The sequence below is a fragment of the Pseudomonas sp. SWRI18 genome, from assembly GCF_014268345.1.
Classification (GTDB): domain Bacteria; phylum Pseudomonadota; class Gammaproteobacteria; order Pseudomonadales; family Pseudomonadaceae; genus Aquipseudomonas; species Aquipseudomonas cedrina.
This window is the reverse complement of the sequence record NZ_JACCQQ010000012.1, coordinates 140747-154571: the sequence shown is the minus strand read 5'-3', so window position 1 is coordinate 154571 and position 13825 is coordinate 140747. Positions and strand designations below refer to the sequence as shown.

Here is a 13825-nt window from a genome sequence, read left to right as displayed (position 1 = left end):
CCGCTATCGCGGGCAAGCCCGCTCCCACAGTTGACCGCATATATCCTGTAGGAATGCGGTCGAAATGTGGGAGCGGGCTTGCTCGCGAAGGGCGCGCCTCGGTTACAGCTCTACCACAACAGCCTTGGAAGCACGGGTCGCCTTGGCCCGAGCCGCTTCAATCGACTCATCCCGCGCCAACGCCACCCCCATCCGACGCTGGCCGTTCACCTCAGGCTTGCCAAACAGACGCAACGCCGTGTCCGGCTCGCTCAACGCCGCGCCGAGGTTGGCGAAGGCGGTCTGGGTCGACTGCCCTTCCACCAGGATCACCGCCGAAGCCGAAGGCCCGAACTGGCGGATCAATGGGATCGGCAGGCCGAGAATAGCCCGCGCGTGCAGCGCAAACTGCGACAAGTCCTGGGAAATCAGAGTCACCAGGCCCGTGTCATGCGGGCGCGGCGACACTTCGCTGAACCACACCTGGTCACCCTTGATGAACAGCTCCACGCCAAACAGACCACGGCCACCCAGGGCTTCGGTCACGGCTTTGGCGACGCGCTCGGACTCGGCCAGGGCCACCGGGCTCATGGCCTGTGGCTGCCAGGATTCCTGGTAGTCGCCCTTTTCCTGGCGATGGCCAACCGGCGCGCAGAAGGTGGTGCCGCCAATGTGGCGCACGGTCAGCAGGGTAATTTCGTAGTCGAAGTCGATAAAGCCTTCGATGATCACCCGGCCTTTACCCGCCCGCCCGCCTTCCTGCGCGTAGTCCCAGGCTGCTTGCACGTCGTCAACGTTGCGCAGCAGGCTCTGGCCCTTGCCCGACGAACTCATCACCGGCTTGACCACACACGGGAAGCCCAGGTCCTGCACGGCCTTGCTGTAGTCTTCGAAGGTGTCGGCGAAGTGGTACGGCGAGGTCGGCAGGTCCAGCTCTTCGGCAGCCAGGCGACGGATGCCTTCACGGTTCATGGTCAGCGAGGTGGCGCGCGCGGTCGGGATCACGGTGAAGCCTTCGGCTTCCAGCTCGACCAGCGTGGCGGTAGCGATGGCTTCGATTTCCGGCACGATGAAGTGCGGTTTTTCCGCTTCGATCACGGCACGCAGCGCGGCGCCGTCGAGCATGTTGATCACATGACTGCGGTGCGCCACCTGCATGGCCGGCGCGTTGGCGTAGCGATCCACGGCAATCACTTCAACGCCCAGGCGTTGCAGCTCGATTACCACTTCCTTGCCCAGCTCACCGCAGCCACACAGCAAAACGCGGGTCGCGGTTGGCGACAATGGAGTTCCGATTCGGGTCATCTCAGGTCCTCAGGGGAGCGGATCATGGGGAGAAAGGCCGGCATTTTACATGAACGGCGGCCTCAGTTGGCGACGGCGCGCTTGTGAATGCGCCAGGCCATGATCAGCCATACCACCGTGACCCCGGCGAATTTAGACGCCAGGGCAGTGCCCACCACTGCCGGGGTCAGCGCACCGATCAGGCCGAAAAAGATAAAGGTATCGAGGGGAATGCTCAGCGCCGAACTTATCCACAGGCGATCGTGCAACGGGCGCTTGGTGATGCTGAACACCAGCCAGTCGATGCATTCGGACACCGCGAACGCCGTGGCGCTGGCCAGGGCGATGGACGGGTCTGAGGTGATATACGACAGCACCAGCGCGGCCAGCATGGCGATGATCGCGCCGTGGCCGAAGCGGGTTTGCACCATGTCGCGCAGGATAAACACCAGGCCGCCCCAGGCGGACCAGATGACATCCAGGTGCGGGGCGGTGGAGAAGGCGAAATTGATCAGCACGACGCTGCTGATGTAGGCGATCAGGAAGAGCATGGGGGATGGACCTGTGGGTAATGCCGCACAGGGTACTTCACAATCAGAAATATGTCGTCTGAGTGGGCCTCTTCGCGAGCAAGCCCGCTCCCACATTTTGATTTGTGAATACATTCAAATGTGGGGAGCGGGCTTGCTCGCGAAAGCGGTCTATCAGCCGCCAGATTTCCCGGACACCATAAACACCAACCCACCCGCCACCGCCCGCTCATGACACAACCCCAACACCACCCGGCGCTCGGCATTGTCCATGCGGCTCCAGCGCGTAATCTCGTCCACCGTGCGCTGGCAACCCGTGCAGATATCATCATCGTCCAGCGCGCAAATACTCACGCAGGGCGAAGCAACCGGACGTTCAACCGCCGTCATTCTTCCTGCTCGACCAGGTCGCGCGCATAGCGCTGCGAGTTATGCACATAGTGCGCGGCACTGGCTTCGAGCATGCGCTTCTGCGCGTCGGTCAGCTCACGCACCACCTTGCCCGGCGAGCCCATCACCAGCGAACCGTCGGGGATTTCCTTGCCTTCACCGATCAGCGAATTGGCGCCGATGATGCAATGCTTACCGATTTTTGCACCGTTGAGGATCACCGCATTGATGCCGATCAGGCTGTAATCGCCCACTGTGCACCCATGCAACATGGCGTTATGGCCAATGGTCACGCCGGTGCCCAGGGTCAGCGGGTAACCCATGTCGGTGTGCATGACGCTGCCGTCCTGCACGTTGCTGTTCTTGCCGATCAGGATCAGTTCGTTGTCGCCACGCAATACCGCGTTGAACCAGACGTTGGCGCCCTCTTCCAGCCTGACCTTGCCCACCAGGGTGGCATTGGGGGCCACCCAGCTCTGTGGATGCGTCTCGACGCGGGCGTCGCCCAGGCGGTATTTCATGGTGTTCCCTCACGGCGTTGCCATTTAAACGATGGCTTAGATATTGATAAAACTCTTGGGTGGTTGGTGCAGGCTGATCTGGGCGTCGTCATAGAGCAGGTTGATCAGTTCGACAATCATGATTGCCGTCAGCCCCCAGATCTTGTATTCGCCGAACCGATAGCTGGGCACGTACCAACTGCGGCCCTGGTAATCGATGCGGTGGGTATGTTCGCGCGGGTCCTGTCGGAAAAAGTCCAGAGGCACGCTGAAAACCGCGGCGATCTCGGCATCGTTGGCCAGGTACTCGACATAATCGGGGATGACGCCGACGTAGGGCGTCACGCGAATGCCGTGCAGGGAGATCAAAGGGCTCAATGGGCCGATCACCTCGACCAGCCCGGGTGGCAGGCCGATTTCTTCTTCGGCCTCGCGCAGCGCGGTAAAGATTAAGTCCGGGTCTTCGGGATCGCGGCGCCCGCCGGGGAAGGCCACTTCGCCACCATGGGTCGACAGGCCGCTGGCGCGCAGGGTCAGGATCAGCTCAGGTTCGTCACTGCGGGTAATCGGCACCAGCACCGCGGCCTCGGGGAAACGTCCGTCGGTTTCCAGCGTGTGGGGGGTGTGATTGCTTACCCGGCGAAGTAGCTCGTCCAGCATGAGTCATCTCGGTCTGTTGGCTACCTTGCATCATGCACCAAAGCGGGCGGGTGCCCAAGCCCAAAACCGGCGTGGTGTCGCTAAACGACAACTTGCAGCGCCCTGCCCGCCACGCCAAGATAGGCGCACTTTCCAGGAACCCCAGCATGAATTTCTGCAGCCAGTGCGGTAAACCGGTTACCCAGCGCATCCCCGAAGGCGACGGCCGTCTGCGCTTTGTGTGTGATCACTGTTCGACCATCCACTATCAGAACCCCAATATCGTCGCCGGCACCGTCCCGGTGTGGGACGGTAAAGTGCTGCTGTGCCGCCGCGCCATCGAGCCGCGCCTGGGCTACTGGACCTTGCCCGCAGGCTTTATGGAAAACGGCGAGACCGTCGAACAGGCCGCCCTGCGCGAAACCCTGGAAGAAGCCTGCGCCCGCGTGCACAACCTGAGCATCTATACGCTGATCGACGTGCCGCACATCAACCAGGTGCATATCTTCTACCGCGCCGACCTGCTCGACCTGGATTTCGCAGCAGGCATAGAAAGCCTTGAGGTGAAGTTGTTCGACGAAGCCGACATCCCGTGGTCGGAGCTGGCTTTCCGCACGGTCGGGCGCACCCTGGAATACTTCTTCGCCGACCGCCGGCTTGGGTCATTCCCGGTGCGCAGCGAGGCCGTGCCGCCGCTTGGCAAGCCCGCCCCATGACACCACGGATACCGTTTTCAGTGCGCTGGCTGCTTGCCCTGCTTTGCCTGTCGTTCGCCACGCTGGCCCCGGCCTCCACCCTGCAACCCCCGGGCAGCCTGCCTGTGGAAAAAGTCCTGGTGCTCAAGTCCGCTCATCAACTGCAGTTGATCAACGACGGCAAGCCCTTCAAGACCTATCGCATCTCCCTGGGCAAGAACCCCAAAGGCCACAAGCTGATCGAGGGCGACCGCCGCACGCCGGAAGGCCTGTATTGGATCGACTGGCGCAAGACCAGCGACCGCTTCAACCTGTCCATGCATATCTCCTACCCGAATATCAGCGACGCCGCACGCGCGCGCCGCGAAGGGGTGAAGCCCGGCAGCATGATCATGATCCATGGTACTCCCGACACCGAGGATTACCCGGAGCAGTGGTTCCACACCCTGGACTGGACCGACGGTTGCATCGGCATGCGCAACGTGGATATGCGCGAAGTCTGGAATCTGGTCAAGGATGGCACCCTCATCGAGATTCGTCCGTAATCTCATACCGTTCGTAAAATAATTCGAAAATATTTGCTGCCCCGCCCGGCGCCCGTCGGTGAATACCAGTTCGCCCACGCGGGCTGCGCAGTTCTGCGCACGCCAAAGACCTCTCTAATACCACTTGATACCAGGCCCCAATGCAGGGCCCATAAACCAGTGCTTGCACCGTTTTGGCCGCATTGACATGGTATTTAAGTGGTATTAATTTCCGCCCATTACCGGGCGACAACACTCCAATAACCGCATCGGAAACCTGACAGATGAACCCCATCCTGGCCCTGCGCCCTGACGATAAGCAATCCACGCCGCTGTACCTGCAATTGGCGCGCAAACTGGAAGCGGCGATCCATGCCGGCCAGTGGACGTCCGAGCAGGCCCTGCCGTCCGAACGCGTCCTGAGCGAGCAACTGGGCATCTCCCGCGTCACCGCGCGCAAGGCGCTGGAAGTGCTGTTTGCCCAGGGGCTGATCCGCCGCAATCAAGGCTCCGGCACCTATATTTCGCCACGCCTGGAACAGCCGCTGTCGCGCCTGTCGGGGTTCAGCGAAATGCTGCGGCTCAAGGGCTTTGTGCCCAGCTCTCAATGGCTGGAGCGGGAAATCACCCAGCCGACCCACGAAGAACTGATTCGCCTGGGACTCTCGCCCGCCGATAAAGTGGCGCGCCTCAAGCGCTTGCGCAAGGCCGATGACACGGTGATGGCGATTGAAATGACCACCCTGCCCGCCTCGGTGTTGCCGCATCCGCAAGCCATCGGCCACTCGCTGTACGAATACCTGGAAGGCATCGGCAAACCCGTGGTGCGTGCCTTGCAGCATATCCAGGCGATCAATGCCTCGGATGAATTCGCCAAGCTGGTGGGCATCGCCCCCGGCACCGCCATGCTGCTGATGACCCGCGTGGGCTACACCGCCGACAACACGCCAATCGAAATCACCGACACCTACTGCCGCAACGACTACTACGACTTCGTCGCCGAGCTGCGCCGCGATGATTATTCCGCTGAATTGCGCCTCTAGAGAACTGCCCATGTCCGAAGACAACATCCTCACGCCCAACGGCTGGATTCGCGGCCGCCTGGTGCATGAGCACGGCAAGGTGACCGCCCTCGAAGGCACGCCGTGCGACCCGGCTGAAAACGACCTGCCCTACCTGCTGCCGGGCTTTATCGACCTGCATGTGCACGGTGGTGGCGGCAAAGACATCATGGAAGGCTTGGATGCCTTCGAAACCATCACCCGCACCCATGTGCGTTTTGGTACCACCTCGTTGCTGGCCACGACGATGACCGCACCGGTGGACGAAATTTCCAGCGTGCTCGGCCAGCTCGGCAAATTTTGCAAGCAACGTCCTACAGGCAGCGCTCGGGTACTCGGCGTGCACCTGGAAGGGCCCTACATCAACCCCGGCAAACTCGGCGCCCAACCCAACTTCGCCCATACCGCGCTGATGGCGGAAGTGGAAGCCTACCTGCGCCTGGCGCCGATCCGGGTCATTACCATCGCCCCGGAAATCGCCGGCCATGACGCCCTGATCCGCGCCCTCAGCGAACGCGGCGTGCGCATGCAGATCGGCCACACCCTGGGCAGCTATGAAGAAGGTGTCGCCGCCCTCGCCGCCGGGGCCACCAGCTTCACGCATTTGTACAACGCCATGAGCCCGCTGCATCACCGCGAGCCGGGCATCGTCGGCGCCGCGCTGGCCCATGCCAAGTACGCCGAATTGATCCCGGACTTGCTCCACGTACACCCCGGCGCCATGCGCGTGGCGCTGCGCGCGATCCCGTGCCTGTATTGCGTCACCGACTCCACCGCCGCCGCCGGCATGCCCGATGGCGAATACAAGCTGGGCAGCCACACCGTGACCAAATGCCTGGGCGGCGTGCGCCTGGCCGACGGCACCCTGGCCGGTAGCACCCTGACCATGGACCAGGCGCTGCGCAATCTGGTGAAGATCGGCTTGCCCATCAGCGAAGCCTCACAACGCCTGTCGCAATTTCCCGCGGACTACCTGGGCCTGGAGGAACGCGGCCGCCTGCAACCCGGCAGCTTTGCCGACTGCGTGCGCCTGGACCGCTCCCTGACACTCACCGACGTCATGGTCGAAGGAGAAACCATTGAGTTCAAGAATGCTTGAAGAGGCACTGGCCTCCTGTGACGCCGTCGCGGCACAACTGCAGCGCCTGGACCCGACCTTGCAGGAAATCGCCGGCCGTCTGCGCCGCCAGCCGCCGCAAGTGGCGATGACCATTGCCCGTGGCAGCTCGGACCACGCCGCCAGCTACTTCGCCTACCTGGCCATGCAGCATGTGGGCATTCCGGTGGCGTCGTTGCCGATGTCGGTGGTGACCTTGTTGCAGGCGCCGATGAAAGTCAGCGGCCAGGTGGCGTTCGGGTTCTCCCAGTCGGGCCAGAGCCCGGACCTGGTCGATAGCCTGCGCCTGCTGCGCAAACGCGGCGCCTTGAGCATTTCGCTGGTCAACGCTGAAGATTCGCCACTGCAAACCGCCTGTGAATTTCATGTGCCGCTGTGCGCCGGGCCGGAACTCAGCGTGGCCGCGACCAAAAGCTTTATCGCCACCCTCAGCGCCAGCGCGCAGTTGATTGGCCACTGGAACGAAGAGCCCGAGCTGCTGCAAGCCTGCCGCGCCCTGCCCGATGGCCTGCGCGAAGCCGCGCAGCAGGATTGGTCGCAGGCGGTCGATGCCCTGCGCGACTGCCAGCAACTGATGGTCATCGGCCGTGGCGCCGGTTTTGCCATCGCCCAGGAAGCCGCGCTCAAGCTTAAGGAAACCTCGGCGATCCAGGCCGAGGCCTTCAGCAGCGCCGAAGTGCGCCACGGCCCGATGGCCCTGATCGACAAGGATTACCCGCTGCTGGTATTCGCCCCACGCGGCGCCGAACAAGCCGGCCTGTTAAGCCTGGCCGCCGACATGCGCCAGCGCGGCGCCCGCGTGCTGCTGGCCGCGCCGGACGACATCGCCGAACGCGACCTGACCCTGAGCCGTGCCGAACACCCCAGCCTGGACCCGATCCTGGCGATCCAGAGTTTCTACGTCATGGCGGCAGGTCTGGCGGTCGCCCGGGGCATGAACCCGGACCAACCGCGCCACCTGAGCAAAGTCACTCGCACTCACTGAGTCGATTGCCGTGTTTTCCTGATGAGTACCGTGCCCATGTCTTACAACAATAATGCATTGACCCTTGGCGCCCCCTTAAGCGGGCCGGTGCTGACCCTGGGCCGTGTTCCCGACGAAGTGTTCGCCAGCGGCGCCATGGGCGACGGCATTGCCATCGACCCGTTGAACGACTGCCTGCACGCGCCGTGTGACGGGCTGATCATCCATGTCGCCCGCACCGGGCATGCGTTGACCATTCGTGCCGACAACGGTGCCGAGGTGCTGATGCATGTGGGCATCGACACGGTGGAACTCAATGGCGAAGGCTTTACCCTGCTGGTGAAGGACGGTGCCCGCGTCAGCAAGGGCCAGCCGTTGGTGCAGTTCGATCTGGACCGTATCGCGCGCCAGTGCAAAAGCCTGGTCAGTTTGATCATCCTGACCAATGGCGAACGCTTTGAATTGCAGCCGCTCGCCGGGCAGACGGTCAAGCTCGGTGAGCCGTTGCTGCAGATCGTGGCGCGCTCGCCCGCCTCGGCTCAAGCGTCTGTGGATAACTCGGAAGAGGAAGCCAGTGCACAGGTACGTATTACTCATCGCGGGGGCTTGCATGCACGTCCGGCCGCGCTGGTCCGCAAGACCGCCCAGGGTTTCAGCAGCGAGGCGCAGCTTCATTTTGGCGACAAGTCGGCCTCGTGCGACAGCCTGATTGGCTTGATGGGCCTGGGGATCGGCGAAGGCGATGAAGTGCGTGTGAGCTGTCGCGGCAACGATGCCGACGCGGCGCTGCAAGCATTGGTCGCGGCTTTGACTGCCGCCGTCAAAGAACAGCACCACGCACCGGCCGTCGTTGCTCCTCGCCAGGTCAGTACCGAAGTCGGCGTGCTGCAAGGTGTGTGCGCCGCGCCAGGACTGGCGTGCGGTCCGCTGTTCCGTCTGAACGGCATTGAACTGCCGGCAGACACCGGTGAACATTCTGCCGAAGAACAACTTCAACGCCTGGACACAGCCCTGGAACAAGTGCGCAGCGAAATCCGCAATACACTTGAGTACGCTCGCCAGCGCAAGAATGTCGAGGAAGAGGACATCTTCGCAGCGCACCTCGCGCTATTGGAAGACCCCGCCCTGTTGGACGCGGCGACAGGCGCCATCGAAAAAGGCAGCGCGGCGACTCATGCCTGGCGCGATGCAATTCAAGCGCAATGCGCAGTCTTGCTGGCCCTGGGCAAACCGCTGTTTGCCGAACGCTCCAATGACCTGCGTGATTTGCAACAGCGTGTGTTACGTGCGCTGCTGGGCGAAGCCTGGCACTTCGAATTGCCCGCAGCGGCGATCGTCAGCGCCCATGAATTGACCCCGTCCGATTTGCTGCAACTGAGCGCGCAAGAAGCCGCCGGTATCTGCATGGCCGAGGGCGGCGCGACTTCCCATGTGGCGATCCTGGCCCGTGCTAAAGGCTTACCCTGCGTGGTTGCGCTGGGCGCTGACATTCTCGACGTGCCCCAAGGCCAGCGCGTCGTGCTGGACGCCGTCAACGGCCGGCTGGAACTGGCCCCCACCGACGCGCGCCACGCCGAAGTACACCAGATTCGTGACGCGCAAAAGCTGCGTCGCCAACAGCAACAGGCCCAGGCCCGGCAGCCGGCGAACACCCTTGATGGCGTGACCATCGAAGTGGCCGCCAATGTCGCCTCCAGCGCCGAAGCCCAGGTAGCCTTTGAAAACGGCGCCGATGGCGTCGGCCTGTTGCGCACCGAATTCCTCTTCGTCGACCGCCGCACCGCGCCGGATGAACAGGAGCAACGCCACGCCTATCAAGCCGTGCTGGATGCCATGGGCGACAAGGCGGTGATCATCCGCACCATCGACGTGGGCGGCGACAAACAGCTCGATTATCTGCCACTGCCGGTGGAGGCCAACCCGGTGTTGGGCCTGCGCGGTATTCGCATGGCTCAGGTGCGTCCCGACCTGCTCGACCAGCAACTGCGCGCGTTGCTGCAAGTCTCCCCGTTGGAGCGTTGCCGCATTCTGTTGCCAATGGTCAGCGAAGTGGATGAATTGCTGCAGATCCGCCAGCGCCTGGATGAGCTGTGCGTGGAATTGGAACTGACGCAGCGTCCCGAACTGGGCGTGATGATCGAGGTGCCCGCCGCTGCGCTGATGGCCGAGCAGTTGGCCAAGCATGCGGACTTCCTGTCCATCGGCACCAATGACCTGTCCCAGTACACCCTGGCCATGGACCGCGACCACGCGGGCCTTGCCGCCCGCGTCGATGCGCTGCACCCGGCCTTGCTGCGGCTGATCGCGCAAACCTGCGCCGGCGCGGCGAAATACGGGCGTTGGGTCGGCGTGTGCGGGGCCCTCGCCTCCGACCCGCTGGCCACGCCCGTGCTGGTCGGCCTGGGGGTTACCGAGCTGTCGGTGAGCCCGCCGCAGATCGGCGAAATCAAGGACCGCGTCCGCCACCTGGACGCGGCGCAATGCCGGCAACTCAGCCAAGGCCTGCTCGACCTGAGCAGCGCCAAGGCGGTTCGCCAAGCCTGTCAACACCACTGGCCGCTGAGCTGAAAACAACAAGAATAGGGAGACACGCCATGTACCAACACTTTATTGAAGGGCTGCAACGCCTGGGCCGTGCACTGATGCTGCCGATTGCGATTTTGCCGATCGCCGGACTGTTGCTGCGCCTGGGCGACACCGATCTTTTGAATATCGCGGTGATGCACGATGCCGGGCAGGCGATCTTCGCCAACCTGGCGTTGATCTTCGCCATCGGCATCGCCGTGGGTTTCGCCCGCGATAACAACGGCACGGCGGGCTTGGCTGGCGCGATCGGCTACCTGGTGATGATCTCCACGCTCAAGGTGATGGACACCTCCATCAACATGGGCATGCTCGCCGGGATCGCTAGCGGGTTGATGGCCGGCGGGCTGTACAACCGCTTCAAGGACATCAAGCTGCCGGAATACCTGGCGTTCTTCGGCGGGCGGCGGTTCGTGCCGATTGTCACCGGGTTTTCAGCGGTGGGTCTGGGTGTGATCTTTGGCCTGATCTGGCCGCCGATCCAGCAGGGCATCAACAGCTTCGGCGTGTTGCTGATGGAGAGCGGCAGCTTCGGCGCGTTTGTGTTTGGCGTGTTCAACCGCCTGCTGATCGTCACTGGCTTGCACCACATCCTCAACAATATGGCGTGGTTTGTGTTCGGCACCTTCACCGACCCGGCAACCGGCGCGGTGGTGACGGGCGACCTGACCCGCTACTTCGCCGGCGATCCGAAAGGCGGCCAGTTCATGACCGGTATGTTCCCGGTGATGCTGTTTGGCCTGCCTGCCGCGTGCCTGGCGATGTACCGCAATGCCTTGCCGGAGCGGCGCAAAGTGATGGGCGGGATTTTCTTGTCGATGGCACTGACCTCGTTCCTGACCGGGGTGACCGAGCCGATCGAATTTGCGTTTATGTTTCTTGCGCCGTTCCTGTATCTGATCCATGCGGTGCTCACCGGCCTGTCGATGGCGGTGACCAATATGCTGAATATCCATCTGGGCTTTACCTTCTCCGGTGGGTTTATCGACATGGTGCTGGGGTGGGGCAAGTCGACCAATGGTTGGCTGGTGTTCCCGGTGGGGTTGGCGTATGCGCTGATCTATTACAGCGTGTTCAACTACTGCATTCGCCGGTTCAACCTCAAGACGCCGGGACGGGAAGATATCCAGGCGGTACAGGCTGAGGTGATGACGGATAACCAAAGGGCCAGTGCGTATATCCGTGCGCTGGGCGGCGCGCAGAATCTGCTCAGTGTCGGCGCTTGCACTACGCGTCTGCGCTTGGACATGGTGGATCGTAACAAGGCGGTGGACGCAGAGTTGAAAGCGCTGGGCGCCATGGCCGTGGTTCGGCCGGGTAACGGCGGGAGTCTGCAGGTGGTAGTTGGCCCGATGGCGGACAGCATTGCCGACGAGATTCGCTTGGCGATGCCGTCGTTTGTTGCCAGCGCACCGGTGACGGCTGCGCCTGTGGATAAGCCGCTGACGGTGAATGTGCAGGAAGCTGAGAAATGGCTGAGTGCCTTGGGCGGCCGGGGGAATGTGCGCCAGTTGGAAGCGGTGGCGATGACCCGGCTGCGGGTGGAGTTGGGCGATGATTCGGTATTGTCCGAAGCGGACCTGACCGCGCTGGGTTGCCAAGGTGTGAGCCAGCTTGAGAGCGGTGTTTGGCACCTGTTGATTGGTGACAAGGCGTCCGGGTTGGGTGACGCATTGGAAAGGTTGGTCAATGGCCGCGAGGTCGGCGCCAGGGTCTAGCGGTGTAGTGGCTGTTCTGGCCTCTTCGCGAGCAAGCCCGCTCCCACATTTTGAGTGTATTCACAGATCAACATGTGCGGGCTTGCTCGCGAATGGACTTAACTGATGCCTGATGACTTGAGTTCAGGCACCTCATTCAAATCCAACACTCGCTCCACCATCAATTGGATACCTTCAAGCATCCGGTGGACTGCCAGCGCGATATCTCGTTGGACGCCATCGACCTCAAAGGCCTGATGCCCAGTTAGAGCCAGTACCGACGCAATATCCTGGGCGGCATTGGCGAGCAGGGTTTCACTATCGAGGCTGAGCCTCACGGTGAAGAGTTGGTCAGCGGGTAGAGAGTTGGATGGGGGATTTGGACTGTCTTTGATCATGATAAACCTCCGGTAAGAAACAGGAGCTGCCACCATCACTTGCAGTTGATGGGTGGCGGCTGTGTACGGGCCTGCAAGACCGAGTCTTACCAGAAACCTCGGTAGGCCTTCAGGCCTCCCGCACACAGCCACCATAAATGGCGACCATGAAAAAGCGCCGCAATTATAAAGGCGCTTATAAGTCATAGGTAAGGTTTCGGCGGGCTTGCAGTCCCGGTCGCTGAATTGTCAGCGACTGGCGAAGGTTAGTTGTGCGAGTTCCGAGGGACAACCTGAAAGGGTTGTAAGAAAGATCTGAGGCGCATGTGCCGACGCCTTCGCGAGCAAGCCCGCTCCCACATTTGACTGCATTTCTTCAGGGTAACCGCGGTCGAATGTGGGAGCGGGCTTGCTCGCGAATAGGCCATCACAGACAACAAAAAAACCGCTGACCAAACTGGCCCGGCGGGTTTCCTGTTTCACACTCTCGTTATTTTTGTAATCTGCGTCTAGGCAGACGCCGTACGTTGTTCCGCTTCGTAATGGCGAGTCTGGAAGGGCATCAGCGCTTGAGCCTTCAACCCCAGCCCCTCACTCAGTCCCCAGGACACTGCCAGGTCATCACGACGACTACGCAGCGCAACAGCGCCTTGTGGTTTCACGTCTTGCTTGGAAGCTGACGCTGAAAACTGCTCAAGCGCCTTCAACGCCTCCTTCACCCGACCATCTGTCGCACACGAAAAGCGTGTAAAGCGCTCAAGCAAATAACCTGCGCGACGAAGCTCCATCTCACTGGAGTGCTCCTCCAGAAACGCCATCATCTCGTCCAAAAGATTCGCATCCGAATACCACACAGCTTTCGCTGCACTGACAAGGGCATCGTCATCAGCCTGATTCAAGGGCTTTTGACCAATGTGTCCAAGGCGGACGAGAGGGCGGGATCGCTAAAAGGCTTCGCCATCTGCAGTCTCCAGATAATCGTGCAAGATATGATCATCCCGGTCACTGAACTGACAGCGACCGACTGAGGCTATTGAGCCAGGTTCCGAGGGACAACCTGAAAGGCTTGTGGGAAAGTTCTGGGGCGCCTGTGCGGACGCCATCGCGGGCAACAAAAAACCCGCTGGCCAAACTGGCCCAGCGGGTTTCTTGTTTCTACAGCCGGCAGATCAAAAATCCGCCAACTGCCACACCTCATACGCCGGTGTCTCATACGGGTGGCTCAGCTTCAAGGCAGCCACGACAGCCACAATCAACTCATCCGCCACCACCAGCTCAACCTTCCATTCCTCAACCACTTCAACCTGGCCAACCTGCCCGATAAACGGCTGGCTGGCGTCCAACGCGCGGAATTGGCCCTGGCCCGGCACTTGCCAGGCGCAGTGGTCGTAGTTGCCGATGCGCCCGCCACCCGCTGCGAAGACGGCGGTTTTTACCGTCTCCACGTGGCTGTCGGGTACGAAGAAGGCGAGCTTGTACACGGCC

General features: G+C 61.9%; 15 protein-coding genes. 7 read left to right on the top strand and 8 right to left on the bottom strand.

The window, feature by feature from the left end; translation table 11 throughout:
* Positions 1–102 precede the first annotated feature (102 nt).
* The 5 genes from purT to H0Z09_RS15440 all read right to left on the bottom strand — a co-directional run bounded on the left by purT (position 103) and on the right by H0Z09_RS15440 (position 3343).
* A complete protein-coding gene (purT, locus tag H0Z09_RS15460; protein ID WP_186691315.1) occupies positions 103–1284 on the bottom strand; it encodes a formate-dependent phosphoribosylglycinamide formyltransferase in 1182 nt (393 codons plus the stop codon).
* A gap of 62 nt (positions 1285–1346) precedes the next feature.
* The gene (locus H0Z09_RS15455) at positions 1347–1814 is read right to left on the bottom strand and encodes a VUT family protein (protein WP_186691314.1); all 468 of its coding nucleotides are present in this window, start codon (positions 1812–1814) and stop codon (positions 1347–1349) included.
* A gap of 153 nt (positions 1815–1967) precedes the next feature.
* On the bottom strand, positions 1968–2183 hold the full coding sequence (locus H0Z09_RS15450; RefSeq protein WP_186691313.1) for a DUF1289 domain-containing protein: 216 nt from the start codon (positions 2181–2183) through the stop codon (positions 1968–1970).
* Entirely contained in the window at positions 2180–2704 is a 525-nt protein-coding gene (locus tag H0Z09_RS15445; protein ID WP_076949839.1) for a gamma carbonic anhydrase family protein, read from the bottom strand. The genes H0Z09_RS15450 and H0Z09_RS15445 overlap by 4 nt, the downstream gene beginning before the upstream one ends.
* A gap of 36 nt (positions 2705–2740) precedes the next feature.
* On the bottom strand, positions 2741–3343 hold the full coding sequence (locus H0Z09_RS15440; RefSeq protein WP_033898592.1) for a CoA pyrophosphatase: 603 nt from the start codon (positions 3341–3343) through the stop codon (positions 2741–2743).
* A 146-nt stretch (positions 3344–3489) separates the two neighbouring features.
* Here H0Z09_RS15440 and H0Z09_RS15435 point away from each other — a divergent pair, with 146 nt between their 5' ends.
* The 7 genes from H0Z09_RS15435 to nagE all read left to right on the top strand — a co-directional run bounded on the left by H0Z09_RS15435 (position 3490) and on the right by nagE (position 11984).
* The gene (locus tag H0Z09_RS15435) at positions 3490–4038 is read left to right on the top strand and encodes an NUDIX hydrolase (RefSeq protein ID WP_186691312.1); all 549 of its coding nucleotides are present in this window, start codon (positions 3490–3492) and stop codon (positions 4036–4038) included.
* Positions 4039–4058: 20 nt separating this feature from the next.
* Positions 4059–4562, top strand: coding sequence for a L,D-transpeptidase family protein (locus H0Z09_RS15430; protein WP_186691334.1), 504 nt, complete (start codon positions 4059–4061; stop codon positions 4560–4562).
* A gap of 263 nt (positions 4563–4825) precedes the next feature.
* On the top strand, positions 4826–5584 hold the full coding sequence (locus H0Z09_RS15425; RefSeq protein ID WP_186691311.1) for a GntR family transcriptional regulator: 759 nt from the start codon (positions 4826–4828) through the stop codon (positions 5582–5584).
* Between the two features lie 10 nt (positions 5585–5594).
* The gene (gene nagA / locus H0Z09_RS15420; RefSeq protein WP_186691310.1) at positions 5595–6701 is read left to right on the top strand and encodes an N-acetylglucosamine-6-phosphate deacetylase; all 1107 of its coding nucleotides are present in this window, start codon (positions 5595–5597) and stop codon (positions 6699–6701) included.
* Positions 6694–7704 carry an SIS domain-containing protein gene (locus tag H0Z09_RS15415; RefSeq protein ID WP_186691309.1) on the top strand — a complete coding sequence of 337 codons (1011 nt, stop codon included), beginning with the start codon at positions 6694–6696 and terminating at the stop codon, positions 7702–7704. Before nagA ends, H0Z09_RS15415 begins: the two co-directional genes overlap by 8 nt.
* Positions 7705–7740: 36 nt before the next feature.
* The gene (gene ptsP, locus H0Z09_RS15410; protein WP_186691308.1) at positions 7741–10251 is read left to right on the top strand and encodes a phosphoenolpyruvate--protein phosphotransferase; all 2511 of its coding nucleotides are present in this window, start codon (positions 7741–7743) and stop codon (positions 10249–10251) included.
* A 26-nt stretch (positions 10252–10277) separates the two neighbouring features.
* Positions 10278–11984: an N-acetylglucosamine-specific PTS transporter subunit IIBC gene (gene nagE / locus H0Z09_RS15405; RefSeq protein ID WP_186691307.1), complete on the top strand. Its 1707-nt coding sequence runs from the start codon at positions 10278–10280 to the stop codon at positions 11982–11984.
* A 98-nt stretch (positions 11985–12082) separates the two neighbouring features.
* Here nagE and H0Z09_RS15400 read toward each other — a convergent pair whose 3' ends face one another.
* The 3 genes from H0Z09_RS15400 to H0Z09_RS15390 all read right to left on the bottom strand — a co-directional run bounded on the left by H0Z09_RS15400 (position 12083) and on the right by H0Z09_RS15390 (position 13821).
* Complete coding sequence (locus H0Z09_RS15400; RefSeq protein WP_186691306.1) at positions 12083–12361, bottom strand: DUF6124 family protein; 279 nt, start codon at positions 12359–12361, stop codon at positions 12083–12085.
* Positions 12362–12849: 488 nt separating this feature from the next.
* Positions 12850–13239, bottom strand: coding sequence for a hypothetical protein (locus tag H0Z09_RS27360; protein ID WP_238340254.1), 390 nt, complete (start codon positions 13237–13239; stop codon positions 12850–12852).
* A 270-nt stretch (positions 13240–13509) separates the two neighbouring features.
* Positions 13510–13821: an NGG1p interacting factor NIF3 gene (locus H0Z09_RS15390; RefSeq protein ID WP_186691305.1), complete on the bottom strand. Its 312-nt coding sequence runs from the start codon at positions 13819–13821 to the stop codon at positions 13510–13512.
* Positions 13822–13825 lie beyond the last annotated feature (4 nt).

Excerpts from the sequence above, each read along its gene's own strand:
- purT (WP_186691315.1), bottom strand. The coding sequence starts at position 1,284 with ATGACCCGAATCGGAACTCCATTGTCGCCAACCGCGACCCGCGTTTTG.
- H0Z09_RS15455 (WP_186691314.1), bottom strand. The coding sequence starts at position 1,814 with ATGCTCTTCCTGATCGCCTACATCAGCAGCGTCGTGCTGATCAATTTC.
- H0Z09_RS15450 (WP_186691313.1), bottom strand. The coding sequence starts at position 2,183 with ATGACGGCGGTTGAACGTCCGGTTGCTTCGCCCTGCGTGAGTATTTGC.
- H0Z09_RS15445 (WP_076949839.1), bottom strand. The coding sequence starts at position 2,704 with ATGAAATACCGCCTGGGCGACGCCCGCGTCGAGACGCATCCACAGAGC.
- H0Z09_RS15440 (WP_033898592.1), bottom strand. The coding sequence starts at position 3,343 with ATGCTGGACGAGCTACTTCGCCGGGTAAGCAATCACACCCCCCACACG.
- H0Z09_RS15435 (WP_186691312.1), top strand. The coding sequence starts at position 3,490 with ATGAATTTCTGCAGCCAGTGCGGTAAACCGGTTACCCAGCGCATCCCC.
- H0Z09_RS15425 (WP_186691311.1), top strand. The coding sequence starts at position 4,826 with ATGAACCCCATCCTGGCCCTGCGCCCTGACGATAAGCAATCCACGCCG.
- nagA (WP_186691310.1), top strand. The coding sequence starts at position 5,595 with ATGTCCGAAGACAACATCCTCACGCCCAACGGCTGGATTCGCGGCCGC.
- H0Z09_RS15415 (WP_186691309.1), top strand. The coding sequence starts at position 6,694 with ATGCTTGAAGAGGCACTGGCCTCCTGTGACGCCGTCGCGGCACAACTG.
- ptsP (WP_186691308.1), top strand. The coding sequence starts at position 7,741 with ATGTCTTACAACAATAATGCATTGACCCTTGGCGCCCCCTTAAGCGGG.
- nagE (WP_186691307.1), top strand. The coding sequence starts at position 10,278 with ATGTACCAACACTTTATTGAAGGGCTGCAACGCCTGGGCCGTGCACTG.
- H0Z09_RS15400 (WP_186691306.1), bottom strand. The coding sequence starts at position 12,361 with ATGATCAAAGACAGTCCAAATCCCCCATCCAACTCTCTACCCGCTGAC.